The 25445-nt window shown below is 48.8% G+C and carries 16 protein-coding genes and 1 pseudogene; 15 read left to right on the forward strand and 2 right to left on the reverse strand.

Annotated elements, in window-relative coordinates:
- Positions 1 to 23 precede the first annotated feature (23 nt).
- From QZT80_RS01395 to QZT80_RS01420, 6 genes are all read left to right on the forward strand, one after another.
- Positions 24 to 1202, forward strand: a complete 1179-nt coding sequence (locus QZT80_RS01395; RefSeq protein ID WP_295116868.1) for a FecR family protein — start codon at positions 24 to 26, stop codon at positions 1200 to 1202.
- Positions 1203 to 1471: 269 nt separating this feature from the next.
- Complete coding sequence (locus QZT80_RS01400; RefSeq protein ID WP_295116869.1) at positions 1472 to 4825, forward strand: TonB-dependent receptor; 3354 nt, start codon at positions 1472 to 1474, stop codon at positions 4823 to 4825.
- A 21-nt stretch (positions 4826 to 4846) separates the two neighbouring features.
- Positions 4847 to 6391 carry a RagB/SusD family nutrient uptake outer membrane protein gene (locus QZT80_RS01405; protein ID WP_295116871.1) on the forward strand — a complete coding sequence of 515 codons (1545 nt, stop codon included), beginning with the start codon at positions 4847 to 4849 and terminating at the stop codon, positions 6389 to 6391.
- A 26-nt stretch (positions 6392 to 6417) separates the two neighbouring features.
- Entirely contained in the window at positions 6418 to 7257 is an 840-nt protein-coding gene (locus QZT80_RS01410; protein WP_295116873.1) for a hypothetical protein, read from the forward strand.
- Between the two features lie 55 nt (positions 7258 to 7312).
- Positions 7313 to 8167: a glycoside hydrolase family 16 protein gene (locus QZT80_RS01415; RefSeq protein ID WP_295116875.1), complete on the forward strand. Its 855-nt coding sequence runs from the start codon at positions 7313 to 7315 to the stop codon at positions 8165 to 8167.
- Positions 8164 to 9618: a glycoside hydrolase family 30 beta sandwich domain-containing protein gene (locus tag QZT80_RS01420; protein ID WP_295116877.1), complete on the forward strand. Its 1455-nt coding sequence runs from the start codon at positions 8164 to 8166 to the stop codon at positions 9616 to 9618. The genes QZT80_RS01415 and QZT80_RS01420 overlap by 4 nt, the downstream gene beginning before the upstream one ends.
- A gap of 281 nt (positions 9619 to 9899) precedes the next feature.
- On the opposite strand, the gene QZT80_RS01425 is transcribed toward QZT80_RS01420, so the two are convergent.
- The gene (locus QZT80_RS01425; protein WP_367112845.1) at positions 9900 to 10325 is read right to left on the reverse strand and encodes a carbohydrate-binding protein; all 426 of its coding nucleotides are present in this window, start codon (positions 10323 to 10325) and stop codon (positions 9900 to 9902) included.
- A 244-nt stretch (positions 10326 to 10569) separates the two neighbouring features.
- On the opposite strand from QZT80_RS01425, the gene QZT80_RS01430 reads away from it, so the two are divergent.
- On the forward strand, positions 10570 to 11127 hold the full coding sequence (locus QZT80_RS01430; RefSeq protein ID WP_295116879.1) for a YdeI family protein: 558 nt from the start codon (positions 10570 to 10572) through the stop codon (positions 11125 to 11127).
- Here QZT80_RS01430 and QZT80_RS01435 read toward each other — a convergent pair.
- A complete protein-coding gene (locus tag QZT80_RS01435; protein ID WP_295116881.1) occupies positions 11124 to 11564 on the reverse strand; it encodes a GNAT family N-acetyltransferase in 441 nt (146 codons plus the stop codon). The genes QZT80_RS01430 and QZT80_RS01435 overlap by 4 nt on opposite strands.
- 302 nt (positions 11565 to 11866) lie before the next feature.
- Between QZT80_RS01435 and QZT80_RS01440 the strand changes: the two genes are divergently transcribed.
- The 8 genes and pseudogenes from QZT80_RS01440 to QZT80_RS01475 all read left to right on the forward strand — a co-directional run.
- Positions 11867 to 13057 carry a copper amine oxidase gene (locus QZT80_RS01440; protein WP_295116883.1) on the forward strand — a complete coding sequence of 397 codons (1191 nt, stop codon included), beginning with the start codon at positions 11867 to 11869 and terminating at the stop codon, positions 13055 to 13057.
- A 106-nt stretch (positions 13058 to 13163) separates the two neighbouring features.
- On the forward strand, positions 13164 to 13895 hold the full coding sequence (locus QZT80_RS01445; protein ID WP_295116885.1) for a DNA-formamidopyrimidine glycosylase family protein: 732 nt from the start codon (positions 13164 to 13166) through the stop codon (positions 13893 to 13895).
- A gap of 125 nt (positions 13896 to 14020) precedes the next feature.
- Positions 14021 to 16543: a kelch repeat-containing protein gene (locus tag QZT80_RS01450; RefSeq protein ID WP_295116887.1), complete on the forward strand. Its 2523-nt coding sequence runs from the start codon at positions 14021 to 14023 to the stop codon at positions 16541 to 16543.
- A 162-nt stretch (positions 16544 to 16705) separates the two neighbouring features.
- The gene (locus QZT80_RS01455; protein ID WP_295116889.1) at positions 16706 to 19975 is read left to right on the forward strand and encodes a SusC/RagA family TonB-linked outer membrane protein; all 3270 of its coding nucleotides are present in this window, start codon (positions 16706 to 16708) and stop codon (positions 19973 to 19975) included.
- Between the two features lie 9 nt (positions 19976 to 19984).
- A complete protein-coding gene (locus QZT80_RS01460; RefSeq protein ID WP_295116891.1) occupies positions 19985 to 21712 on the forward strand; it encodes a SusD/RagB family nutrient-binding outer membrane lipoprotein in 1728 nt (575 codons plus the stop codon).
- 4 nt (positions 21713 to 21716) lie between these two features.
- Complete coding sequence (locus QZT80_RS01465) at positions 21717 to 22811, forward strand: glycoside hydrolase family 99-like domain-containing protein (RefSeq protein ID WP_295116892.1); 1095 nt, start codon at positions 21717 to 21719, stop codon at positions 22809 to 22811.
- Positions 22812 to 22855: 44 nt separating this feature from the next.
- On the forward strand, positions 22856 to 25048 hold the full coding sequence (locus tag QZT80_RS01470; RefSeq protein ID WP_295116894.1) for a GH92 family glycosyl hydrolase: 2193 nt from the start codon (positions 22856 to 22858) through the stop codon (positions 25046 to 25048).
- Positions 25049 to 25062: 14 nt separating this feature from the next.
- Positions 25063 to 25445 (forward strand): annotated as a pseudogene (locus tag QZT80_RS01475) (xylosidase); the annotation flags it as partial.

Consider the following 25445-nt stretch of genomic DNA (forward strand, 5'->3'; position numbering starts at 1 on the left):
AATAGTAAGCACCTTTTATAATAATGGAAGAATCACGACTCAGGTACCTGGTTGCACAATGGCAACAATCGGCGCTTACCGAAGATGAACAGCGCGAACTCACCGTCTTTCTGGCCAAACCGGAAAGCCGCTCTCAGTTCGTGGCTTTAATGAGTGATGTGGCTGGAGAAGACGAAGGCCGGTATGCCTTTGACGCCAACACCTGGATGCCTGTCATCAATAATGCCTTACAGGCCGACAAACATATGCAGCCTGTATTGGTACCCACCCGCCGCCAACCGCTCCGCTGGCTGGCAGCAGCGGCAGTGGCCGCCATGCTGGTGAGTGTGGCCGTTATCTATATAACAAAGGACAAGGGAGATCAAACACTGGTGGCCGATAGTGGCGCAACCAGTCCGGCTAACGTGGCCCCGGGCCAGGACGTGGCCGTTCTTACATTAAGCGATGGATCTACCGTAAGGCTGGATAGCGCCGGCCGGCAAACGATCCAGCAGGGCAAAACGGTGGTGAACCAGCAGAACGGAAGTTTGGAGTATGTGGCAGATGATAATGCGGGGCAGGTAACTTACAATACCCTTACGGTTCCCCGTGGCGGGCAGTTCCAGGTAGTGCTGCCGGATGGAACGAAGGTATGGCTGAACGCGGCATCGTCGCTTGTGTACCCTACTGCGTTTACTGAAAAAGAGCGGGTAGTGGAAATAAAAGGGCAGGGTTATTTTGAAGTAGCCCGTAATACCAGCCAGCCTTTTGTGGTAAAAGTAAATGGTATGGAAGTACAGGTATTAGGCACCAGCTTCGACGTAATGGCTTATCCCGAAGAACAATCTATTAACACCACCCTCGTCAATGGTTCGGTAAAAGTGAAGTATGGGGGGCTGGCTCAGCAGTTACGCCCGGGGCAGCAGGCCATATTGGACAATGCCACGCTTAACCTGACCATACAACAGGCCGATACCGACCAGGTGATTGCCTGGAAGACCGGCTTCTTCGAATTCGACAATGAAGATTTAAGCACGATCATGCGCCAGGTGGCGCGCTGGTATGATATAGAAGTTAACCTTAACAATACTAAAACAGCCAGGCGCTTTGGCGGTCGTATAAGCCGTAAGCTGCCTTTGTCCGAAGTGCTGAATATGTTAAGCGAAGGTGGTGTCAGCTTTCAGTTGAAGGGCCGCACGCTGGACGTAAGCACCGTTAAATAGCCGCCATGTAACGATAGAGATTTTATTTATTCCACGAATTGTATAAAAGAGACACGTTATGAAAAAAGAAACTGGTTAGTCAACGCGCGCCCATAAAAAAGCCGGTAGTGCGCTAACACTGCCGGCTGCATCCTGGGCCGAACAACAAATCCCGCTAAGAACTTATTTATTCCGAACTCCCAAAACACTACAAAAGTATGTTTTTAAACTTGTGTGGTAAAGTTTCTTATTGCCATAAGGAACGCCTGTCAACCAAAATTATTCTCGTTATGAAAATTACAACCTTTTTGCTGCTTATTGCATTGCATATCAGCGCAAAAGGGGTATCCCAGCAGGTAACACTCTCGGTGAAGAACGCGCCGCTTAAGAAGGTATTTAAGGAAGTTGCCCGCCAAACCGGTATCTCCATCTTTTACGATGAAGGGGTCATGGAGGCCACACGGCCTGTAACCCTGCAGGTAAAAGATAAACCGGTGGAAGAGGTGCTGGAAGCTTGCCTGAAAAACCAGCCGGTGTCGTTTACGATACAGGGTAACCGCGTTACCATCAGCCTGCCGGAAAATCCCGCACCCTTACAGGATACAGCCGTTTCGGTAAGCGGCCGCGTAACCAACGAGGCCGGCGAACCTGTGCCCGGTGTAACGGTGCGGATAAAAGGCAGTACCACAGGTACCACCACGGACGCCAGTGGACACTATTCCCTGCGGGTGCCGAAAGTAAATACGGGACTTGAGTTTTCATACGTGGGTTTTGCCACGGAAACGCTGGTGCCACGTCATGCCAATACGAACGTAATACTCAAAGAATCATCTACTGCGCTTAACGAAACGGTGGTGGTAGGTTATGGCGTACAGAAGAAAAGCGTGGTAACGGGCGCTATCTCCAGTGTTCGCGCCAAAGATATCGATGGTATGCCTATTACCCGCCTCGAGCAGGTGTTGCAGGGCCGTACTTCGGGACTTACCATTGCGCAGAGTTCTGGTCAGCCGGGCTCGGGATCTACGGTGCGGGTAAGAGGTATCACAACGTTTAACAATAATGATCCGTTGTGGGTAATAGATGGTGTGGTGGTTGATAATGGCGGCATCGGTTATCTTAATCAATATGATATAGAATCGGTGGAGGTGCTGAAGGATGCTGCTTCGCAGGCTATCTACGGCGCACGTGCGGCTTCCGGGGTGATACTGGTGACCACTAAAAAAGGGAAGGCCGGTAAACTCACCGTAAACTATAACGCCTGGTACGGCACCTCCGCACCGGCACGTAAATTAAAACTGCTGAACGCCACGGAATATGCCACCTTACGTAATGAGGCGGATGTAGCGGGCAACAAACCGCTTCCTTACGCCGATCCGTCGGTGTATGGGGAAGGTACTGACTGGCAGGAGCAGATATTTAATAACGATGCACGCCGCCAGAACCACGAGTTGAGTATCAGCGGTGGTAACGATCGTTCTACTTTCTACACCTCTTTCGGTTTCCTGAAAATGGACGGTATTGTGGCGACCGATATTTCTAAATACAAGCGTTTCAACGTACGCCTTAACTCTACGCACAAACTGGCGAAGTGGCTAACTATCGGGCAGAATGTGGGGTATGCGTACGATAAGTCGATAGGTTTGGGTAATACCAACAGCGAATTTGGCGGTCCGCTTAGTTCGGCTATTAACCTCGACCCTATTACGCCTGCTGTAGTCACTGATCCTGCCGCAGCCGCAGCTTATCCGTATACCAATGTTGGTATTCGCCGCGATGCTTTGGGCCGGCCTTATGGTATCTCTACACCGGTAGGGCAGGAGATCACCAATCCGCTGGCTTACATTACTACCCGCCTGGGTAACTATGGCTGGTCGCATAATACGGTAGGTAACATTTACCTGGAAGCAGAGCCGATCAAAGGTTTACGTTTACGCTCCGTTGTAGGCGCCAAACTTTCGTTCTGGGGAAGTGAGAGCTTTACGCCTATTTCCTGGCTGAACTCTTCTACCATATCTTCCCGTACTTCTTTTAACCGTGGTAATAACCAGGGTTTTAACTGGAACGTGGAAAATACAATTTCATATACACGCCTGATCGGCGGGCACGATTTTACGGTAATGGCAGGACAGGGTGCGTATATGGATGGTCGTACCCGGAACATCAATGTAACGTTTAATGATGTACCGGCCAATACGTTCGAAGAGGCCTCTCTTAACTTTAAAGTGCCGCCGGACAAACGTTTGTCTGATGGTGGCGAAGGGGCCGATCACCGCATCTCTTCTCTATTTGCCCGTATCAACTATAACTATAAAGAAAAGTACCTGGCAGAAGCGATCATCCGCCGCGATGGTTCGTCACGCTTCGGGCCTAATAACAAGTATGGTGTGTTCCCATCGTTCTCTATGGGCTGGGTGCTTTCGCAGGAAGACTTTTTCCCCAAAGGTGCGCAGGTTAACACGTTTAAACTGCGTGGTGGTTATGGCGTGGTGGGTAACGATAATATTGGCGACTTTGCTTACCTGGCCACCATCGGTAGCGGCAGGAACTATACATTGGGCACCAGCGGCAGTTATATTGTGGGATACAGTCCCAACGCTCCTTCTAACCCCGATCTGAAATGGGAAGAAACCAGCCAGATGAATGTGGGTTTTGAAGCGATGTTGTTCAATGATTTCAATGTCACGTTCGACTGGTATATCAAGAAAACAAAAGACATTTTGCAGAACCCCCGTATACCGTTCTATGTAGGCGCCATTTCCAATCCTGCCGCCAATGTGGCCGATATGGAGAACAAAGGAGTGGAGCTGGAACTGGGGTACAGGAAAAATATTTCAGGACTTAATATTTATGTAAGTGGTAACGGATCTTATCTTAAAAACCGTGTAACAAACCTGGGTACTGGCATTGCGTACCTCTCCGGTGGGCAGGGTTTCCAGGCGAGTAGTTACCCGATTACCCGTACCGCATTAAATCAGCCGCTTAACTCGTTTTATGGCTTCAGAACAAACGGTATTTTCCAAAACATGGCCGAAGTACAGACTTACGTAAATAAAGAAGGCGCTATGTTACAGCCTAACGCTGCACCGGGCGATTTCCGCTGGGTAGATGTAAATGGCGACGGACTGATTTCTGAACTGGACCGCGACTTTATCGGTAATCCTACACCTACCTGGACTTACGGCTTTACGCTGAACCTGGAGTACAAAGGTTTCGACTTTGTATTTTTCGGACAGGGTGCAGCGGGTAATAAGATATTCCAGGGCCTGCGCCGCCTCGACATTACGAATGCTAACTGGCAAACCAAAGCACTGGGCCGCTGGACGGGCGAGGGTACCAGTAATTCCTTCCCACGGTTGAACAGCGCCGATCCGAATAAGAACTTCACCAATCCATCTGATTTCTACCTGGAGAATGGCAGCTATTGCAGGATTAAAACCATACAGCTCGGTTACTCCCTGCCTTCTGCTTTAATCAGGAAGGTAGCATTACAGAAAGCGCGCATTTACCTGATGAGCGAAAACCTGCTCACCTTCACAAAGTACACAGGTTACGACCCCGAAATTGGCGGGGGCGTAATGAGCATCGACCGCGGTATTTATCCGCAGGCACGTTCGTTTATGCTGGGCGTAAATGTCACTTTTTAATCACCCGAAACAGCTCGTAAAATGAAAAGAAGATACATCCCCTTTATACTTTGCTTTACGCTGGCGGCTATTGCCTCCTGCAGCGATAGTTTCCTGGAAGTAAAACCCCGCGGTACCGACCTGGAAGCTAACTATTACAAGAATGAAACGGAAGCTTATAACGGCCTGGTGGCCGTGTACGATGTGGTAGGCTGGCAGAGCAGCAATTATGTAACCCGCATTGGTGCGATGAACGCAGCTTCCGACGATCACCTCGCAGGCGGTGGCGGTCCTAACGACGTGAGCCAGTTTCAGGTGTTTTCTACTTACACTTTAACACCCGCCAGCGGCCCGCAGGACGAGCTTTGGCGCAGGAACTACTCCGGTGTGTTCCGTGCTAATGTGTTGTTGCAGAAACTGACAGAAGTGCCCATGGACGAAAGCAAAAAGAAAAGATTCATAGCAGAAACCAAACTGCTGCGGGCCTACTTTTATTTCGACCTGGTGCGGATGTTCAAAAATGTACCACTGTTCACCGCGCCGGTGTCTACTTCAGATATGTACAACGTATTGCAGGCACCTCCTGCAGATATATACACCCAAATTGAAAAGGATTTGCAGGAAGCGATAGCCGAACCATTACTGCCCGACCAGGTAGTAATTGCGAGTGAAGGCGGCCGTGTAACCAAGGGCACGGCGTATGCCTTACTGGGCAAGGTATTGTTATACCAGCAAAAGTGGGGGCCTGCAGCAACAGCACTGAAAGAAGTGAATGGAACACCAGGTGTAGCGAATACCAAATACGGTTATAAACTGCTCACCAATTTCGGCGACCTCTGGAAGTCTGACCCGGGCAGTAAGTTTAATACCGAGAGCATTATGGAAATGTCTTTCAGCTCTACATCGGCCGGTAGCTGGGGCTGTGTGGCCTGTACCGAGGGGAATGTGTTAAACATCATGGTAGGCCCGCGCGGTTATAAAGCTAAAACTACCGCTGCGCCCGACTACGTTTCTGGCTGGAGTTTTTTAGTAGTAACAAAAGATCTGTTTGATGCGATCCATAATGATCCACGTTACCTGTACACCATCGCCAACCTCGACAGCCTGGAGAAAAATGGCATTGCCGAGTATGAAAAAGGCTTTAACAACACCGGTTATTTCCTGGAGAAATTTGCCGGTCGCGTACGTAATCAAACCACAGGTGGCGGGGCAAAAGAATTAAACTATCCGCAGAACATGTATGAAATCCGTTTGGCAGATACTTACCTGATGGAAGCAGAAGCGCTGGTGCGTGGCGGCGAAAGTGGCGGCGTGGGTACCCGCTCGTACGACCTGTATAATGCAGTACGGGCCCGTGTGGGATTAGGCCCTTTACAAGCCACGATCGATAACATCTTTAAAGAACGAAGACTGGAACTGGCAGGCGAAGGACACCGCTGGTTCGACCTCGTAAGGTCGGGGCAGGCAGCCGCGGTATTAGGTGCCCGTGGATTTGTGGCCGGTAAACACGAAGTGCTGCCTATTCCGTTGCTCGAACTGGAGAATACCAAAATAGAGCAGAATAAGGAGTGGGGAGGAACGAAGTAAGTCTTTAAACAACAAAACGCATCAACATGAAAAAACAAATTTGCATACTTCTGTTTACCGCAGCCTGTTTTGTGGCAGCCTGCACGCCCGAGTCGAAAGACTACGACCTGGGCACACCCCCTGCCGTAACTTTTACCGCAACACCGGTGGCTGGTAACCCTAACCGCATAGCCGTAGCCAGCACTTCGCCCGGTACCTTTATGTGGAGATGGCAATACAATACTACCGGCGCCTCCAAGCTGGAGAAGGATACTTTCAGCTTTTCAAAGAAAGGAGAATATACCATCCAGCTAACCGCTTATGCCAAAGGCGGATTTGCTTCCGCAGTGCAGAAAGTAAACATCGCGCAGGATGCACCAGGTAAGGATATTGTGAAAGGTGGCGATATGGAAGCTGCCAGTGCCGCATTATGGACCGTATTGAATACCAGCGGTGCGCAAACAACGATAGAGTTTACCGGGGGAGTGATGAAGTTTTCCAATACCGGTAATACCAATGGCGCTATTTACCAGGCCGTAACCGTAAAGGCGAACAAAGAATATACATTGTCGGCCACGGTGAAAGGCGGTGGCGCTACCAACACCTGGTTCGAAGTATACATAGGCACCAAAGCGCCGGTGCAGGGTTCGGACTATAGCGATAATAATTTCGTAGCGCTTAATACCTGGGCAGGCTGTGGCGGCAGTGCGTTTGATGGCGATATTGCCACACTCGCCTGCGAAGGCAGTGGCAAAGGCAAAAGCGGGAAGATAAAGTTTACCACAGCAGGTACCGCGTACATCGTGATCAAAGGCGGCAGCTCTGGTGGCACCATGGGCGCCACCGGTATTACGATCGACAACCTGAAGTTCCTGGAGGAACAATAAACATGCAAAAGGCTATCTGTATCTTGCAGGTAGCCTTTTATAAACCACTTCATGTATGAGAAAAATGTTGTTTTTGCCTGTACTTGCCCTTGGCCTGTACATCCTTTCCTGCTCCGGTAAAAAAGATGATGCCGCGCCTGTTATTCCTCCCCCGCAAACGCCGCAGGATAAAGGTTGGACATTTGAAACCACACCGGTATGGGCCGATGAGTTTACCTATACAGGTGCGCCCGATGCCGGTAAATGGGACTACGATATCGGAGGTTCCGGCTGGGGGAATAATGAATTGCAGTACTATACGAACCTGACGGATAATGCGTCGGTAGGCAATGGCATATTGACTATTACTGCGAAGAAGCAGGAGATGGGCGGCAGGAATTACACCTCGGCACGTTTGGTAACCCGTAATAAAGGCGACTTTTTATACGGCCGCTTCGAAATCAAAGCCAAACTACCCACCGGCAAAGGCACCTGGCCCGCGATATGGATGCTGCCCACCGACTGGGCGTACGGCGGCTGGCCCAAGTCCGGCGAAATAGATATCATGGAACACGTAGGGTACGATCAGGATAACGTACACATTACCACCCACACCGAAGCGTATTACTTTAAGATCAATACCCAGAAAAGCGCCACGCGCCGCATAGCCAACGCCAGTACCGAGTTTCACCTGTACCGGGTAGACTGGACGCCTTATGCCATTCGCGGTTACATTGATGATCAGTTGTTATTCGAGTTTAAGAACGAAGGCAAAGGTTATACAGTATGGCCGTTCGATAAACGTTTTCACCTGCTGCTAAACATAGCCGTTGGTGGCGACTGGGGCGGGGCACAGGGTGTGGCCGATAATGTATGGCCGGCCACCATGGAGGTTGACTATGTAAGGGTTTATAAAATGATTGAGAAATGATCGACCGCAAAAGAGTTCATCAACATATATATGCGTTTGTTTTAGTCACCGCCTTGGGTATAGGTTGTAAGGGCGATAAGGCAAATGGTCAGGGCCCGGGTACCCCGCCAGCCAACACAAAATCAGATGTGGAGGCCTGGGTAACCAAGCCAGACAAATTTGCGTTATTTGCCAAACAAACAACACCGTTGGTGTTTAAAGACACCAGCAATGCCTGGCCCACCATCGAAATTGATACCACGGTAACCTACCAGGAAATAGACGGTTTCGGCTACACGCTCACGGGTGGCAGCGCCACGCTGATAAACGGCCTGCCTGCCGCGACGCAGGATGCATTGCTGAAAGAACTGTTCTTAACCGATAGTACGTTCATCGGCGTCAGTTACCTGCGTGTAAGCATAGGCGCATCCGACCTCAGTGCCAGCAGCTTTACTTACGATGATATGCCCGATGGGCAAACAGACCCTGAACTAAAACAGTTTTCCATCAATAAGGAAAAAACAGACCTGCTGCCCATACTAAAAAAGATCGTAGCACTCAACCCCAACATCAAAATACTCGGCTCTCCATGGTCGGCACCTACGTGGATGAAAACCAATAATGCGTTTAAGGGCGGTAGTCTGAAGCCCGAGTATTATAGTGTGTACGCCCAGTACTTCGTAAAGTACATACAAGCCATGAAGGCCGAGGGGATTACGATGGATGCGATCACAATACAGAACGAACCGCTGCATGGCGGTAATGTACCCAGTATGGTAATGCAGTCTGCCGAGCAGGGCAGCTTTATCAAAAATCACCTGGGCCCTGCATTTAAAGCAGCAGGTATTACGACTAAGATCATTTTGTACGATCATAACGCCGACCGGCCCGATTACCCGATGGATATACTGGCCGATACAGAAGCCGCGAAGTATGTAGACGGATCGGCGTTTCACCTGTACGGCGGGCCGATAACAGCATTAACGCAGGTGCATGATGCCTATCCCGATAAACATGTGTATTTCACCGAGCAATGGGTGGGAGGCCCTGGTAATTTCGGGGAAGACCTTAAATGGCATATCAGCACCCTCATTATTGGTGCTACCCGCAATTGGAGCCGTAATGTGCTGGAATGGAACCTGGCCGCCGACCCCGATTACAAACCACATACCGATGGCGGCTGCACCAGTTGTTTGGGTGCGCTCACTATCAGCAGTGGCGGCGGCTTAATTCGAAACGTAGCTTATTATATCATAGCCCATGCCTCCAAATTTGTACGTCCCGGATCTGTACGTATTGCTTCGAACATCGATGGCGGTATGCAGAATGTGGCCTTTAAAACGCCCGATGGCAAAAAGGTACTCATCGTGATCAATACCGGCAATGTGCCTTTGAGCTTTAACATTAAGTACCGGGGTAAAATTGCTACTGCCAGCCTTAATAACGGGGCCGTTGGCACCTATGTTTGGTAGTTAAACTTAACAGGGTCACCCTGTTCGTGGAATTGTTGCCGGGGCGGTTTTTTTAATCTGCCCCCTCTTTTCAAAATGAAAGGAAAACAAAAAGCCAGTGGGGAACCACTGGCTTATTACATCTGAACTTCTATTTGCTATTATAAATTCTTTTGTCGCTAATAATGTCCGTTGTACCATATCTTGTACGGAAGCTAAGATAGATATATAAATTATTTATGCGGTGTTAAATTTATCAATGTGTATAAATATGCTGTAAAGCAAATTATGTGGATATCTTTCTATTTGTACCAGTAATTCTGAATGAATCCGAACGCACTGATGCTGAACTCACTGCCTCCTTTTGCGATAAGATAGAGGTCGTGTACCCCCATAGCATGGGGCAGGTGACCAACTAACTTGGCCGAATACACGGTGTCGGCGGTATAGGGAATTTCCAGGGTACCTATTTTTTTACCCTTTGCATGATCAAGCCTGAACTCGAGTTTACCTGCACCCGATTTATCGGCGCAGCTTACCAACACCTCGAACCCTACTTCTCCCATGCTCAGATTAATTTGCCGGAAGCCAAGTATTGATCCGCTTTTCATCACAAAATCCTCTGGTTTGGTTTTGGGGGCGGGAGGCGCAGCATTATTCTGCCCGCTTGCGGGTAAAACAACAAATAGAAGAATAGCTATCATTGTAGCTAATGCGAACGGCCTCATAGGATAGGTACCTGGATATGTTAACTCTTAAATTCATATAAAGATAAAAATTAATACTATTAACAGCAATAAATGTTTGAAAATAATAATGGATTGCTGGTAACGCTATCCTGCTGATTCTCCAGCAATTGGGTCAAAAGCTCTTCCTGTTAAGCGTTTCAGTTAGCAGGGCAGAAGGTTAGTTTTTTATTTGGGAGATGAGTGGCTTAGCCTAAATTTGGTCCACTATCAAAACATCAGTCAGATGGAACCGGTATTTTTCACCCAACCCGCCGAATTCAGGAAGTGGCTGGATAAACATCATACGAAAGCCACGGAGTTGCTGGTGGTTTTTTATAAAACCAGCAGTGGTAAACCCAGTATCACCTGGTCGGAGTCGGTGGACGAAGCCCTGTGTTATGGCTGGATTGATGGGGTGAGGAAGTCGATGGATGAGGAGCGTTATACGATACGGTTTACCCCGCGGCGGCCCGGCAGCATTTGGAGCGCGATCAATATTAAGAAGATGGAGGAGCTGAAGAAGGCCGGTAAATTAAAGCCGGCCGGTGAAGCAGCTTTTGCATTGCGGACAGCGGAACGGTCTGCGGTGTATTCGCATGAGCAGGACGAAGTGGCCTTTAGTGCTGCGCTTAAAAAGCAATTTAAAGCCAGCAAGGGTGCCTGGAAGTTCTTCGATGCGCAATCGGCGTCCTACAAACGCACGTTAACGTATTGGGTGATGAGCGCTAAGCAGGATATTACGCGGCAGAAGCGCCTTGATCAGTTAATAGCGGCCAGCGCCGCGGAAAAGAAGATGGCTTAAGTTCTGTTTTCCCAATCCTCTTTACTCATTTCAAACCCCAGTTCCCCATTATCCATCAGGCCTGTTTCGCGCCATCCCGTTTTTCTGTAAAAAGTAGCAGCGCGGCTTTCGGGGGCGGTGCTGAGCCACACAGGCTGCTCGGTTTCAGAAAAGTACCAGTTCAACATTTCTGCCTGCAGGCTTCTGCCAATACCCTTGCCTTCATAATCGGGGTGCAGAAAAAGTGCCCATACGTTGGTTTCCGGAACGGACACGATCGCAAAGCCTACTACTTTCCCGTCTATCTCATACAGCCATCCCTTGCCCGCAGTTTGCAGGTAGTATATGTAATGTTTTTCGGTAACGAGCGCAGGATTATTCAGTTTGTTTTCGTTTACAGACATCCTTACTTCGTGAAGGGCAGGTATATCGTTTAATGTGGCAGGTCTTATGAACATCGGAGCGTTATGGCTGAGGTTAGATGCAAATATAGGGGAAAGGGTGATGAAGGCCATGCGGAGGTTAGCGGCTAGTTAGGACTAGGGTGTAAGCGGTGCTTTATTGGAGAATAAATATTGTTTCGTCGGTTTCTCTGCTTAAAAATCCAATTAGCATGTTAATGAAATAAGGGCATTTGGTCATAGTTCAATAAATATTTTTAAAACAATTCAATAATTAATAAAAAATATTATTAAGTTTGATGCTGTTGTAATTAATGAACTGGCATCCACGTCTTTGCCTAAAAACGCGTCAAAAACATATGAAACAACCAAAATGGAAGCTGTCGCTGCTGGCCTGTACGCTGGTAGTAACCACTGCAAATGCACAGTCGCAGGTGCTGAAGCCCGAACAGGTGAATGCGCTGCTCGCTGCTAAGCAGGGAACGATTGTAGAACTGCCCGGATTTTTAACAGAAAAGATCCCGAACATCGATTATCACAAAGTACCGATGGCGGGCCCGCAGCACGTAATATCCGACGATCCGGAATACATCCGGGTGCCGGAAGCGATAGCGCTGCAGGAAGCGGTGCAGCCGGGTGCTGTTCGGTTATACGTATATAACGTGAACGGGATAAAAGAACCCGCGAAGATCGACCGCCGCATCACTTCGGTAATTAAAAATACCGGCACCGGCGTCATGCACCTGCGTATGTTGCGTTACTCCTCACAGAAACCCAGTACCAATTATTACCTCTGTGGTAAACAAGGCCTTGCCGATTTCTTTGCATCTAAACCATCTAACGTAATCCGTAGCATTAAGCCGGGCGAAGTAGTGGCCATTGATGATAAATTCGAAAAGGCGATCGTGAAGTACGACGAACTGGTGCATGGTTTTTATGAGTTCGTGATCGACCAGCCAGGTGAGATCAGTGTATTGCAAACGGATGTAAATACCAGCGGCCCTAAAGCCTATGCACGTATTAAAACGGTACTGCCCAGCAAAAGTCAGAGTGGTGCCGGGCGTGGGGTGTTTGGCGTAAGCAATTACCGCATCCTTAATAAAGAAACATACGATACCAAAGAAGGGGTGAAAGAGATCATTGTGGCCGATGGCAATATCGATCCATGGGTAACAGGTAAATCGGCTATCAGCGAAGGTGTGGCAGAACTGGCCGGTAACTACGGGGTGATGTATAATATTGAATTTAAGTGGAAAAGCACCGACGGTAAAGGTCTCGCACTGGTAACCTGGAACGCCCGCAGCGGCAACAGTCAATGGTGCGGCGGTATGGCTAATACGATGGTGGTGAGCAAAGGCAAATTCAATGAAGGCATTATCCAACTGCCGAGCGACCGCCTGGTGACCAAAGCAGCACCGGAAGCGATACTGGTGCAGGTATTTCCACCAGCGGCCAATGGTGAAGAGCAAACGATCAGGATGACTTATTCGCCTCCGGGCGCTTCCTGCCTGCCCACACCACTGATCTTTATTCCGGTGGATATCAAATAAGGAGCTTTAACCAACAAACCATATGAAAACGGGCTGCGCAATGTGCGTGGCCCATTCTTATTTACACCGGCCCGCAATTTGTACCCTTCCATGTAAACTACATGGTATGCCCGAAGGACCTTCGATTGTTATCCTCAAAGAACTGGCGGCCCCTTTTGCAGGTAAAAAGGTGCTGGAAGTAAGCGGCGATGCACCTATAGACTTAGAACGCCTGGCCGGACAGAAAATCATCGCGTTTAAAACCTGGGGCAAACACCTTTTGATATGTTTTAAGCAATTCACCGTTCGTATACACCTGATGTTGTTCGGCTCTTATAGTATCAACGAACAAACCAAACCGCGTGTACGGCTCGGACTTACGTTCGCAAAAGGGGAATTGTTTTTTTACGCCTGCCTGGTAAAGATAATTGACGAGCCGCTCAGCGAAGTGTACGACTGGAGCGCTGATGTAATGAACCAGGCCTGGGACCGCCGCAAAGCCAGGGCTAAACTAAAACAAGAGGGCGACAGGATGATCTGCGATGTGTTGCTCGACCAAAATATATTCGCCGGCAGCGGTAATATCATCAAAAATGAAGTACTGTTCCGCAGCCGCATACAGCCCGAAAGCCTGGTGAGCGCTATCCCCCCTAAAAAAATTACGGCATTACTCACCGAAGTGGTAAAGTACAGCTTTGAGTTCCTGCACTGGAAAAAGGAGAACACGTTAAAGAAACACTGGCAGGCGCATACGAAGAAGATTTGTCCCCGCTGCGATATTCCGTTCGTGAAGAAATACACCGGTAAAAACAAACGCAGGAGCTTTTTCTGCACCAACTGCCAGGAGTTATATGAATAAGTGTTGTGATCCCGCTTTGTGATTTTGTGCTGGCTAACCGAAAAATATTTATCTTTCGATGCTTATAATTTATCATTTTAGCAACCAGAACTAATTAAAACCACCTGGTTTTACGCCTTCCAGTTATGAAAATCGAGTTGAGGAACGCTTTATATATTGCTCGTATTCTCCTGCTTTTGCTTTGCCCGGCAGCGGTGACTGCTCAGTCGCACGGATTAATCTTTTCTTCATTTGAGGCTGTACAGGAAAAAAGAACATCGCTGGACTTAGGCGCTGGTTCGCCCGTATGCGTTTTTGGCGAAATGGACCTTTCCTTCGAATTATCCTTTTTGCCCGACCGGCTTACGTATTTCGGTTACATCTTCAGACTGATCAATAATAAAGGCGAGAATATAGACCTTGTGTATAGTGCGGATGGGTTTAACCTTATTGTGGGCGATGCGCGCACCAATATCCGCTTCTCTATTCCAAAAGAAACGCTGGAGCGGCGGTGGAACAAGTTCCGGCTGCGATATAATGAAGGTGAGTTAAGTTTTTGGGTAGATGAAAAGTTGATCAATAAAACGGTGGCGAAGATCGGTGATAACTGTTTCCAGGTGGTGTTCGGCGCCTGCAATCTGCAATCGTTCCGCTCTACCGATCTGCCGCCTATGGAGTTGCGTAATATTGGTTTGCGGGAAGATGGGAAGCTGAAACACTTCTGGCCACTGGGCGAATCGGAGGGTAATGTTTGTGTGGATAGTATTAAAGGCGCGAAAGGCTCGGTCACCAATCCCACCTGGGTGAAGTTTTTGCACTTGCACTGGCAACTTGCGGGTACCTACAATGTGAATGGACTTAGCAGTGTGGCTTTTGATGCGGATCAGGAAATGCTGTACATAGTGGCCAGCGATTCCGTACATCGTTATGCCGTACGCAACACCCTCAAAACCGCCCTGCCGCAGTTAGCCGCTTCGCATCACCTGATTAAAGGCAATATCTCATTTTATCATCCCGCCCAAAAACAGTTGTACAACCTGTTTACCGATACGCGAAGTATCACTTCCTTCGATACTGCTCAACACCGCTGGCGGCAACCGGCCGACTCTGCGGATGTTACTGAATACTGGCACCAGAATAAGTTTTATCATGAGCGTTCGGGCGTATTGTATACGCTTGGCGGGTACGGACAGCTTAAGTATAAAAACCAGGTGCGCAAATATGATTTCGCTAAACATGAATGGTCGGATGTAAAGGTAACCGGCGATTTATTTACGCCACGTTACCTCGCAGCACTGGGTACCACGACGGGTGGCGATTCAGCTTACATTATAGGTGGTTACGGCAGCAACAGCGGCGACCAGATCGTGAATCCCAAATACCTGTACGACCTGCTGTTGTTTGATGTGCAGCAGCAATCTTTTAAAAAGATATATACACTGCCCGCGCCCAAAGAACACTTCCTGTTCGCTAATGCTTTAATTCCCGAGGGTGATAATTATTATGCCCTCACTTTTCCTAATGATCGTTTCGATTCGAGGCTGCAACTGATCAAAGGGTCGCTGTTAAAGCCCGGTTATATATTGGTGGGCGATACCATTCCTTATTCCTTCCAGGATACCCGCTCGTACGCCGACCTGTTTTATTGCAAAGCCAGCAGGCAGTTGCTGGCGGTAACACAGTTGGCTGAGATCAATGGCACCTCCACCGTGAAGTTATATACCATTGCCTTTCCGCCAAACGAACAGGAAGTAGTAGTAGCCGAAGGTAATAAAGGCCTCGTTTTTTTGCTGATGGGTGGCTTGTTAGCGGCAGCGTGCGTGTTGGCGGTGTATATATGGCGCAGGCCTAAGAAGAAAGTGCCGCCTGCAGCAGTAGCCCATCCACTCACCCCCTTACCGGAAATGCCAGCGCCGGTAGTTACGGAAGATGTAGAGGTGCCACAACTTGCTGCGATTAACCTGTTCGGCAACTTCACCGTTACCGACGCCGAAGGGCAGGACGTTACCCGCCTGTTCACACCACTATTAAAAGAGATGTTCCTGCTCATCACCATTTACACCTTCCGCGAGCGACATGGTATTTCGGTGGAGCAGATGAACGATATATTATGGACAGGTATGCCGGATAAGGCGGCAAAGAACAACCGCTCCGTAAATATGGCCAAACTGAAAGCCATTTTGGAGAAACTGGGCAACTGTGGATTTAAGAAAGAAGGGGATAAGTGGATGTTCCATTATGAAAAAACAGAGACCACGGTAGACCTGGCCGACTTTACCCAGTTGCTCGAAAACCGCCAGACTATGGACCGGGTAAAGATCATCCGGCTCACCCAGCTTTTAAAGAAGGGCCCCTTTTTACACCAAACCGAATACAACTGGCTCGACGATATTAAGTCGGACGTTTCCGGCAAGGCAATGGACGTTTTGGTGCATGCAGGCAGTCTGCTTACTTCTCCCAAAGACGCGGAACTGCTGATCGAGATTGCCAACAGCCTGTTTATATTCGACCAGGTAAATGAACAGGCGCTTCGCCTGAAGTGTAAAAACCTGATCGCGCTCGGCCGTCACTCCCTCGCCAAAAACACCTACGAGAAATTTGCACGGGAATACAAACACCTGTATGCCGAAGATTTCCCGGAAAGTTATAATGACATCATTAACGGGTAAGCGTTGAATTTACATTTAAGAAAAGGGGGGCGGAAGTCCCTTTTTTTGGATAATTCTATAAAAACCAGTCAATTAATTCGCCTGTTAATCCCCCTGTTAATCCCCTCGTTAAGCCTGCCCCGCTTACTTTGCATTCATATTTTCCACGAAATACCTCCACGTATGAAACAGCAGTACGGCCCTCACAAGCCTATCACTTTATCCCTCCCCATTACCTTTTTGCTCCTGCTGTTAAGCGGTACTTCCGCCTTAGCGCAAAAATTGCAGGTAAAAGGAAAGGTGACTGAAGAAACGAACATCGGCCTGCCCGGTGCTACCGTCATGGTAAAAGGCGCCGCTACCGGGGTCATTACCGGCGAAGATGGTACCTTTTCCATCACCGTGCCCGACGGGCAAAAGAGTGTGCTCATTGTTAATTATACCGGTTACAGTTCGAAGGAACTACCGGTGAACGGACAAACAACGCTCAACTTCCAGCTGCAACGCAGCGCAGTAAAACTGAATGATGTGGTGGTTACGTCGGCCTTAGGGTTGGCCCGCTCTAACAAATCGATCGGCTATTCGAGTCAGTCGGTAGACCCTGATCGCCTTACCGAAGCCCGCGATGTAAACATTGCCAGCGCGCTGGCGGGTAAAGTTTCGGGTATACAGGTAACAACTACTGGTCAGCCCACCGGTTCAGTACGTATCGTACTGCGGGGCGATAATTCTATCACCGGTAATAACCAGCCGCTCTGGGTAGTGGATGGCGTGCCAATCGATAACTCCATGGGCGATGGCCGCGGCGACAACCTCGACTACGGTAATGGTGCAGCCGATCTCAATCCCGATGATATTGCTTCCATCGAAGTGCTGAAGGGACCGAATGCGGCGGCACTGTATGGTTCCAAAGCAGCAAATGGAGCTATTCTCGTAACTACAAAAAAAGGGAAAAGCAATGCCGATGGTTCTTTGGGCGTGAGCGTAAACCAAAACCTGATGTGGTACGGCATTTCGCAGTACCCCGAATATCAAAACGTGTACGGAGAAGGCAATGCCATGCGACAGGTGCAGAACGTGAACAGCATCGTGCCCGGTACCAATGCTATTAATATGGGCACCAGCACCCGTAGTTGGGGTATGCCTATGCTGGGGCAGCCGTACAACGGTTACGATGGTAAACCGCATGGTTATCTGCCGCAGCCGAACAATATCCGCGACCTGTATCAAACCAGTTTAACCAGCATTACCAATGTATCGGCCGGTAAAAGCGATGAGAACTCGGCCTTCCGGTTATCTTATACCTATACGAATGGTAATGATATACTCGATAATCAGAACGTGCGCAACAAACATAATCTTAACCTTACCTCTAACCGCAGGTTAGGCAAAAAGGTAAGTGTGGATACACGCGTACTGTACACGCTCGATAAAGTACGTAACCGTACCTACCGTAATATGGACGCTCAAAGTCCGATGAACGCTTACATTTTCATGGTGCGCAGTATAGACGAAAGCGCCCTTCAACCCTGGCGTGATGCGAATGGCAATGCCTTCGCCTATGGCTCACAGGGCGATGGATATGAAAATCCATATTGGTCGATTTATGAGAACGAGAACGAAGACCTGAAACACCGGCTGATCGGTGGTACGACCGCCACCGTTGACCTGTTGCCCGGACTTAAATTCCGCGGGCAGATATCTGGCGACCTGATGTTCGGGAACGGCTACCAGTACAGGGAACCGGGAGCGAGGATGAACAAGACCGGTTCTTATTCCCAGTTCAGTCAGCAGAACCAGAACTGGAACCTCGAAGGCCTGTTCATGTATAATAAGAAAGTAGGCAAAGATTTTACGGTCAATGCGAATCTGGGAGCCAACCTGTTAACCGCTAAATCTATTTTCAGGCAGGCGGGTGTATCGTCCTTGCTGAACCACGATATGCCGAGCATTGCCAATAGTAATGCGTATCCGCAGGCGTTCGAGAACCTGGGCCGGAACAAAGTGCATTCTGTATTTGGATCGGCAACGGTGGGGTATAAAGACTTCCTGTTTTTGGATGTTACCGGGCGTAATGACTGGTCCTCTACGCTGCCCGAAAACAACCGTTCGTTCTTCTATCCATCCGTGAACGGCAGTTTCGTGTTTACGCGTTATCTGTCCAACATCAGTCATGTCATCAACTATGGTAAACTGCGAGCCTCCTGGGCGCGGGTGGGTAACGATGCAGGCGCTTATTCACTGCAATCCATGTTTAGTTACGGTGGATTGTTCCTCGGTAACCCCTGGCTGGATTATGAAAACCTGCTAAAGAGCGCGAGCCTTAAACCAGAACAGACAACATCGCGGGAAGTGGGTATGGACTTGAGTTTCCTGAAAGACCGTATTGGTTTAAGCGCATCATTTTATAAATCTAATACTGTAGATCAGATCATTCGTGCGCAGGTAGCCAGGGAGAACGGGTTTACCGAACAAATAGTGAATGCAGGCGAGATATCTAATAAGGGCATAGAGCTATCGCTGAAAGCAACGCCGGTTAAAACGAAGCACTTTACCTGGGATGCGTTGATTAACTGGTCGACTAACAAAAACAATGTGGAGTCGCTTACGCCGGGTGTGCAGCGTTACGTGTTAGGGGCATGGTGGCAGATGACCTCCAATGCAGAAGTAGGCAAGCCTTACGGCGTGTTACGTGGTAATGCAGCGTATTATGCGCACGACACACTTATTATCAATCCCGCGAATGGCAGGCCTTATTATGAGCAGAACAGTTACCTCGGCAACTTCCGGCCCGACTGGATCGGCTCTTTCGGTTCCACGTTCCGTTACAAAGGATTTGACCTGTCGTTTTTAATGACGGTGAAATGGGGTGGTGATATCTATTCCGTATCTAACCATAAAGCCAACGTTACCGGCAATACCATTGCGAGTTTACGGGGGAGGGATGAATTCGTGTTCAGCTCTGTAGTGTTGGGGGAGAATACGGACGAGCAGGCCGGTAAAGGCCTGTACGGCAGTGTATACATGGACCAGCAACGGGCAAAAGGCATTTTGTATCCCGGGTACAATCCAAGGGTGGATGCGGCGGGTAAACCCATCCTCGATAAAGATGGCCGTTACATGCCCGGTACGCCTAACGCTTTCTGGCAATCACCGCAGGCTTACTGGCAAAACATGGACTTCGATATGGGCAACAACCTGTTTGATGCCACCAATGTACGTTTGAGCGAACTAGTGTTAGGTTATAACATGACCCATAAAATGCTCGGTAACAAATTTATCCGTGGTGCAAGAGTAGCACTGGTAGGCCGCAACCTGTTTACCATCTTCAAAAATACACCCCGCGGTATTGATCCCGAAAGCGCCAGTACTACCGGTAATGGACAGGGTATTGAGCAGGGCGGATCGTTTCCTTATGCGACGTATGGTGTAGACATCAAATTCAATTTCTAAAAGCGCGTTATGAAACAATTGATTTATTTACTGCTGGTGGTATTGGCTTTTACGGCCTGTACCAAAACATTCACAGATACGAACATCAACCCCAACCAGTTTGCCAGTGCCACACCCGAAGCCATTATGCAGGGCGTGGTCAAACGTACCAGCGATTTGCTGGCTACCGCGAACATGAACTATCACTGGACGGGCTCGCACCTGTTATGTATTGGTGGCGGCTCTTCGAGGTATGGTGTGGGTGAGGACGGTTTTTGGGAAACAGCTTATGTAGAACTGTTAGGCAATCTTAAACAGATAGAAACCTTGTATGCCGATAAGCCTGGTTTTGAAAATCGTGTACAGATAGCGCGCATCTGGCGTAGTTATGTGTATTCAATACTGGTGGGAACTTACGGGCCTGTCCCGATGAAGAATGCGCTGCAAAGTGCAGGCAGCAGTTCGATTATGTTTGACGAGGAAGACAGCGTTTACACCAATTTGCTTAGTACTTTAAAAGCAGCCGGCGATGGTATTGATGTAACGAAAGATAAACTGACCTACGATGGTGTATATGCCGGTGACCTTACCAAATGGAAGAAGCTGGCCAATACACTGCGCCTGAAGCTAGCCTTACGTTGTCGCCGTAATTTAAATACAGTGGCCGATGCGCATATCCAGGAAGTAATGGCGAATGAAGCATTACTGATTAACCAGGAAAATGAAACCGCAAAAATGGCATATGAGAACATCGATGGCAATCAGAGCCCGTACTTTATCCGTTATGTGCGTAATGTATATACCAGTGATATTGCGGCTAAGATGAGCGATTTTGTATTTACCTACCTGCGTGCTTACAAAGATCCGCGCCTGCAGGCTTATTATGATACCGTGCCAACGATCAACCGTTTCCTGGTAACAGATACGTTGCCCAGTCAGCTCGACGATTCGCTTCGCATTGTAACCTACACCATTCCTTACTTCGGCATGCCCAAAGCGCCGCGCCTGTTGCCCGGCTGGGGCATTACCGCTGATCCTGTAGGCGGGCTCAATATCCTCACCTATTCCGATCCGAAGAAATCAATCGTATTCGCAGCTGATAAACCTTTCATTCATTTGTCGTACGCAGAAACGTTGTTCATGAAAGCCGAAGCAGCGAAGCTGGGACTGGGCGGCTCTAAAACGGCCGAAGAGTATTACAACGCCGGTATAGACGCGAATTTCGCGAACTGGGGCATTAGCAGTGCAGCAGTGGCTTACAAGGCGCAGGACGGTATTAAGTTCGGTACGTCGAGCCCGGGTTTTTTGAACTACCTGGGTATTGTGAGTACAGGCATTTCTTTGGATGATATGCAGAAGATATGGATACAACGCTGGCTCAACTACTTCCCTGACGGCGGGTTCGATGCCTGGTGTCTGATACGGCGCACACGTATGCTGGATTTACCGCCTTTAACCAACCCGGCTAACCAGTTCATTACAGAAACGTATGCCGATATGCCTAACCGCTGGGTGTATCCTACTACGGTAATCAACTATAACGTACCAGGCTATAACGAAGCCGTGGCAAAGCTGGGGGGCGATGAAAAGAATCCATACATCAACCTTAAATTTTTACAACCGCTCGCCCGTAAAGACTGGGATAAAGTACCGGCCGCCATCAACTTTTCCTTTATTCAAAAATGGTACGGCAGCGATATGCAGCAACTGGCAGCCAGCGGCGCGAAATACACTTTAGTTAGGGCCTATAAACTTTAATTTTATGAAGAAGCTGATAAATATCCTGATAATTGCTGCCCTGTTCCTGAGCACGGGCTGTAGTAAAGATGAAGGTCCGAAAGCGGAAGATCATTTCCTGAACTATGATATTCCCGAAGTGCCGGTTACGGAGAGTTATACCACCGGGGCCTTTTACTATGAAGTGGGTACGTTTAATCCTAACATTAAAGAGAACCCGCTGGCCGGCAAATACACCATGGTAAACGGTGTAGTGCCGCCTGCACTCATGAATAAACACCTGGAATATGCCGCTAAGGCCGGATTGAACTACCTCGTATTCTCATTCCGCTCCGCCAGTCGTGACAACAATGCCTTTCGCCGCGACTCCGCCATTATACAATCTTACCTGGACGTGGTAGGCGAGCAGCCTGTCAACTTTGCGCTGGCCTACAATTTTCAGAGCGGCACGTACGGGCTTAGCGCTACCGCGCCGCTGGAGAACGATGCCGTAAAGCTGGAGCAGTTTTACAAAGATTTCGAACGGGTGGCCTACCTGTTCGCCAGTCCGAAGTACATGCAGCACAGCGGTAAAAGGCTACTCTATATTCAGAACGCCCAGAACCTGTTCTCAAATAACAATCCTGCCGTTTATACAACTTTACGCCAGCGGTTAGCCGCTTTGGGATTTGAGTTGTACATTGTGGGTATGCAGGACAGGTGGACGCCCCCGGCCCGTTACGTTTTCCGTTACAAGGGCTGTGTAGACGCTATCTATCACCAGAATTTCAGGCCCGATGGCTACGACAGGTTTTATTTATTGCCGCAGATGATGGACCAGAACTGGAAGTATTCCAAAAAGTATTTTGCAGACAGTTTGAAGGTGGATTATGTGCCTAACGTATTTCCCGCTTACAACTATCTTATACAAACGCCAACCAGCCTTAATCCCAACATTACCCGTTCCGACAATGGCGAAATGTATAAGCAGCTCTGCAATGTGGCGAAAATGAATGCCGGTAACAACAGGCTGATACTGATAGATGCGTTCAACAAATGGGACGAAGACCTGCAAATAGAGCCTGCAGAGAGTTATGGCGAGTTGTACCTCGACATTACCCGAACGCAGTTTAAAAAATAAAACGACAGATATATATGGTTAGGACTAGTTTAAAGTGGATGAGCATGGCAGTACTGTTATACTGCCCCGTATCAGATAGTATTGCACAGGCAAAGCCTGCACAAACACAAAGTTTTTTATCTTATGTTGATCCGCGTATAGGTAATGTGGGCCAGCTGTTGGAGCCTACGCGCCCAACAGTGCAGTTGCCCAACCAGGTAATGCGTATGTACCCCGTACGAGCCAATTATATCGACGACCAGATCACGAGTTTTCCTTTACTGGTCGTGTCGCACCGGCAGGGAGAAGCGTTTTCTTTTAAACCCATATCCGGAGAAGTAACGCCTGCCGGTTTTCAGCAACGTTTAACGTACGATCACGACCTGGAAGTACTGCGCCCCTGGAAGTACGAAACGTATTTAGTAGATGATGATATTACGGTGGGTTTTACGCCAGGCGAGAAGAGTGGTATCTATACATTCACGTTCCCAAAAAACAAACCGCAACACTTGTTGCTGGGCGATTACAATGGCGGTAATAACGAATGGCAACTGAACGGCAATGAATTAACCGGTGTGACTACCTATCACGGTTATGTGAAGATATTCCTGTACGGTGTGTTTAACAACAAACCGACTATACAACCGAAAGAGAAAGGAAAGGCAGTGCTGACGTTTACCGCATCGGATATAGCGTACCGTTATGCCGTGTCGTTCATCAGTGCAGAACAGGCGAAGAAGAATTATACAAAGGAACTGGGCAGCGGTATTACAGTTGATGCGTTGGCTAAAAAGGGCGAAGCAGCCTGGGGTAAAGTGATTAACCAGATACAGGTGAAAGGCGCTACAGAAGCACAGAAACGCAGCTTTTATACCGCTTTGTACCGTTGTTACGAACGTATGGTGGATATCACTGAAGATGGCCAGTACTACAGCGGTTACGATCGTAAAATTCACCAGACCAACAGGCCGTTTTATGTGGACGACTGGAGCTGGGATACCTACCTGGCGCATCACCCTTTAAGAACTATTTTAAATCCGACACAGGAAGAAGATATGCTCGACTCCTATGTAAACATGTACGAGCAGAGCGGCTGGATGCCTACCTTCCCGGTTATTTACGGCGATCACGCGTGTATGAACGGCTTCCATTCCACCATTTCTTTTTTAGATGCGCATAACAAAGGGCTGAAACGTTTCGACCTGGAAAAAGCCTACGAAGGAGCGAAGAAAAATGCAGATGAAGCCACCATGCTTCCCTGGAAAAACGGTCCCAAAGGGCCATTGGACGATTTCTACTACAAGAACGGTTATTTCCCTTCGCTGGCAAAAGGAGAGGAAGAAACAGATAAGATGGTGCATGGCTGGGAAAAACGTCAGGCTGTAGCAGTAACCCTGGGTGCCAGTTACGACGACTGGGCCACCGGTCAGCTGGCATTGGCTTTAGGTAAAAAAGAGGATGCAGACCGGTTTGCGAAACGTGCGCTTAACTATAAAAACCTGTACGATCCGAAGTTTAAGATGTTTATGCCCAAAGATGCGAAAGGCAACTGGGTAGACATAGATCCAAAGTTCGATGGTGGTATGGGCGCACGCGATTACTATGATGAGAACAATGGTTATACTTACCAGTGGCAGGTGCAGCATGACATTCCGGGTTTGCGTTTGCTGATGGGCGGGTCCAAACCAATGGAAGAAAACCTTGACCAGTTGTTCCGTGAAGGGCTGGGGCGCAGTAAGTACGAGTTCTGGGCAAAGTTGCCAGATGCCACCGGTAACGTTGGGCAGTTCTCTATGGGCAACGAGCCGAGCTTCCATATTCCTTATCTGTACAACTTCACCGGCAGTCCGTGGAAAACGCAGAAGCGCATCCGTTTCCTGCTGGACGTTTGGTATAAGGATAACATTTTCGGAATCCCCGGCGATGAAGATGGTGGTGGTATGACAGCCTTCGTTGTGTTTTCGTCCCTGGGTTTTTACCCTGTTACACCGGGCAAACCAGTGTATACGATCGGCAGTCCGCTGTTCGAGGAATCGAAGATCAGTTTGCCCAATGGCAAACAGTTTAAAGTCACCGCAAAAAATTGTTCTACTATAAATAAATACATACAGCGGGCTCGTTTCAACGGACAGCCACTTCAGTCTCCGTTCTTCACCCACCAGCAATTGTTGAATGGTGGCGTATTAGAGTTGGAGATGGGCCCCAAACCCAATAAGGAATGGGGTACTACCGCTGCGATGGCCGGTATGTACGACTAAAATTAATTCCTTTTATGAAAAAGAAACTATTGTTATTAACCGCCGCGCTGGCGTACTTCGCCGGCGTAATGGGGCAGGTTGCGCCTATTGCGCAAGCCGTAAAGGGCCGCGTGATATGCGGTTACCAGGGATGGTTCAACGCTTATGGCGACGGTTCGCCCATTGCCCGCTGGCGGCATTGGTCGGGTGGACAGTTCAACACCAATAACGGCGCACCTTCTCCCGGCCACATCTCCTTCGAGGTATATCCCGATGTGAGCGAATATGGCCCCGCGCAACTGTTCCAGACTAACCTTGGTAACCTGAACGACGGCTCCGCCTCCAAACTCTATACATCGTATCATTACGAAACCCTCGACCTGCATTTTAAATGGATGCAGCAGTACGGGATAGATGG

This window comes from uncultured Chitinophaga sp. (assembly GCF_902168175.1).
GTDB lineage: Bacteria > Bacteroidota > Bacteroidia > Chitinophagales > Chitinophagaceae > Chitinophaga.

What these genes read in the sequence shown, in the direction of transcription:
- QZT80_RS01430 (WP_295116879.1), top strand. Translation starts at nt 10,570, where the DNA reads ATGGAACCGGTATTTTTCACCCAACCCGCCGAATTCAGGAAGTGGCTG.
- QZT80_RS01410 (WP_295116873.1), top strand. Translation starts at nt 6,418, where the DNA reads ATGAAAAAACAAATTTGCATACTTCTGTTTACCGCAGCCTGTTTTGTG.
- QZT80_RS01400 (WP_295116869.1), top strand. Translation starts at nt 1,472, where the DNA reads ATGAAAATTACAACCTTTTTGCTGCTTATTGCATTGCATATCAGCGCA.
- QZT80_RS01425 (WP_367112845.1), bottom strand. Translation starts at nt 10,325, where the DNA reads ATGAGGCCGTTCGCATTAGCTACAATGATAGCTATTCTTCTATTTGTT.
- QZT80_RS01415 (WP_295116875.1), top strand. Translation starts at nt 7,313, where the DNA reads ATGAGAAAAATGTTGTTTTTGCCTGTACTTGCCCTTGGCCTGTACATC.
- QZT80_RS01405 (WP_295116871.1), top strand. Translation starts at nt 4,847, where the DNA reads ATGAAAAGAAGATACATCCCCTTTATACTTTGCTTTACGCTGGCGGCT.
- QZT80_RS01395 (WP_295116868.1), top strand. Translation starts at nt 24, where the DNA reads ATGGAAGAATCACGACTCAGGTACCTGGTTGCACAATGGCAACAATCG.
- QZT80_RS01470 (WP_295116894.1), top strand. Translation starts at nt 22,856, where the DNA reads ATGGCAGTACTGTTATACTGCCCCGTATCAGATAGTATTGCACAGGCA.
- QZT80_RS01420 (WP_295116877.1), top strand. Translation starts at nt 8,164, where the DNA reads ATGATCGACCGCAAAAGAGTTCATCAACATATATATGCGTTTGTTTTA.
- QZT80_RS01440 (WP_295116883.1), top strand. Translation starts at nt 11,867, where the DNA reads ATGAAACAACCAAAATGGAAGCTGTCGCTGCTGGCCTGTACGCTGGTA.
- QZT80_RS01460 (WP_295116891.1), top strand. Translation starts at nt 19,985, where the DNA reads ATGAAACAATTGATTTATTTACTGCTGGTGGTATTGGCTTTTACGGCC.
- QZT80_RS01435 (WP_295116881.1), bottom strand. Translation starts at nt 11,564, where the DNA reads ATGTTCATAAGACCTGCCACATTAAACGATATACCTGCCCTTCACGAA.
- QZT80_RS01445 (WP_295116885.1), top strand. Translation starts at nt 13,164, where the DNA reads ATGCCCGAAGGACCTTCGATTGTTATCCTCAAAGAACTGGCGGCCCCT.
- QZT80_RS01455 (WP_295116889.1), top strand. Translation starts at nt 16,706, where the DNA reads ATGAAACAGCAGTACGGCCCTCACAAGCCTATCACTTTATCCCTCCCC.
- QZT80_RS01450 (WP_295116887.1), top strand. Translation starts at nt 14,021, where the DNA reads ATGAAAATCGAGTTGAGGAACGCTTTATATATTGCTCGTATTCTCCTG.
- QZT80_RS01465 (WP_295116892.1), top strand. Translation starts at nt 21,717, where the DNA reads ATGAAGAAGCTGATAAATATCCTGATAATTGCTGCCCTGTTCCTGAGC.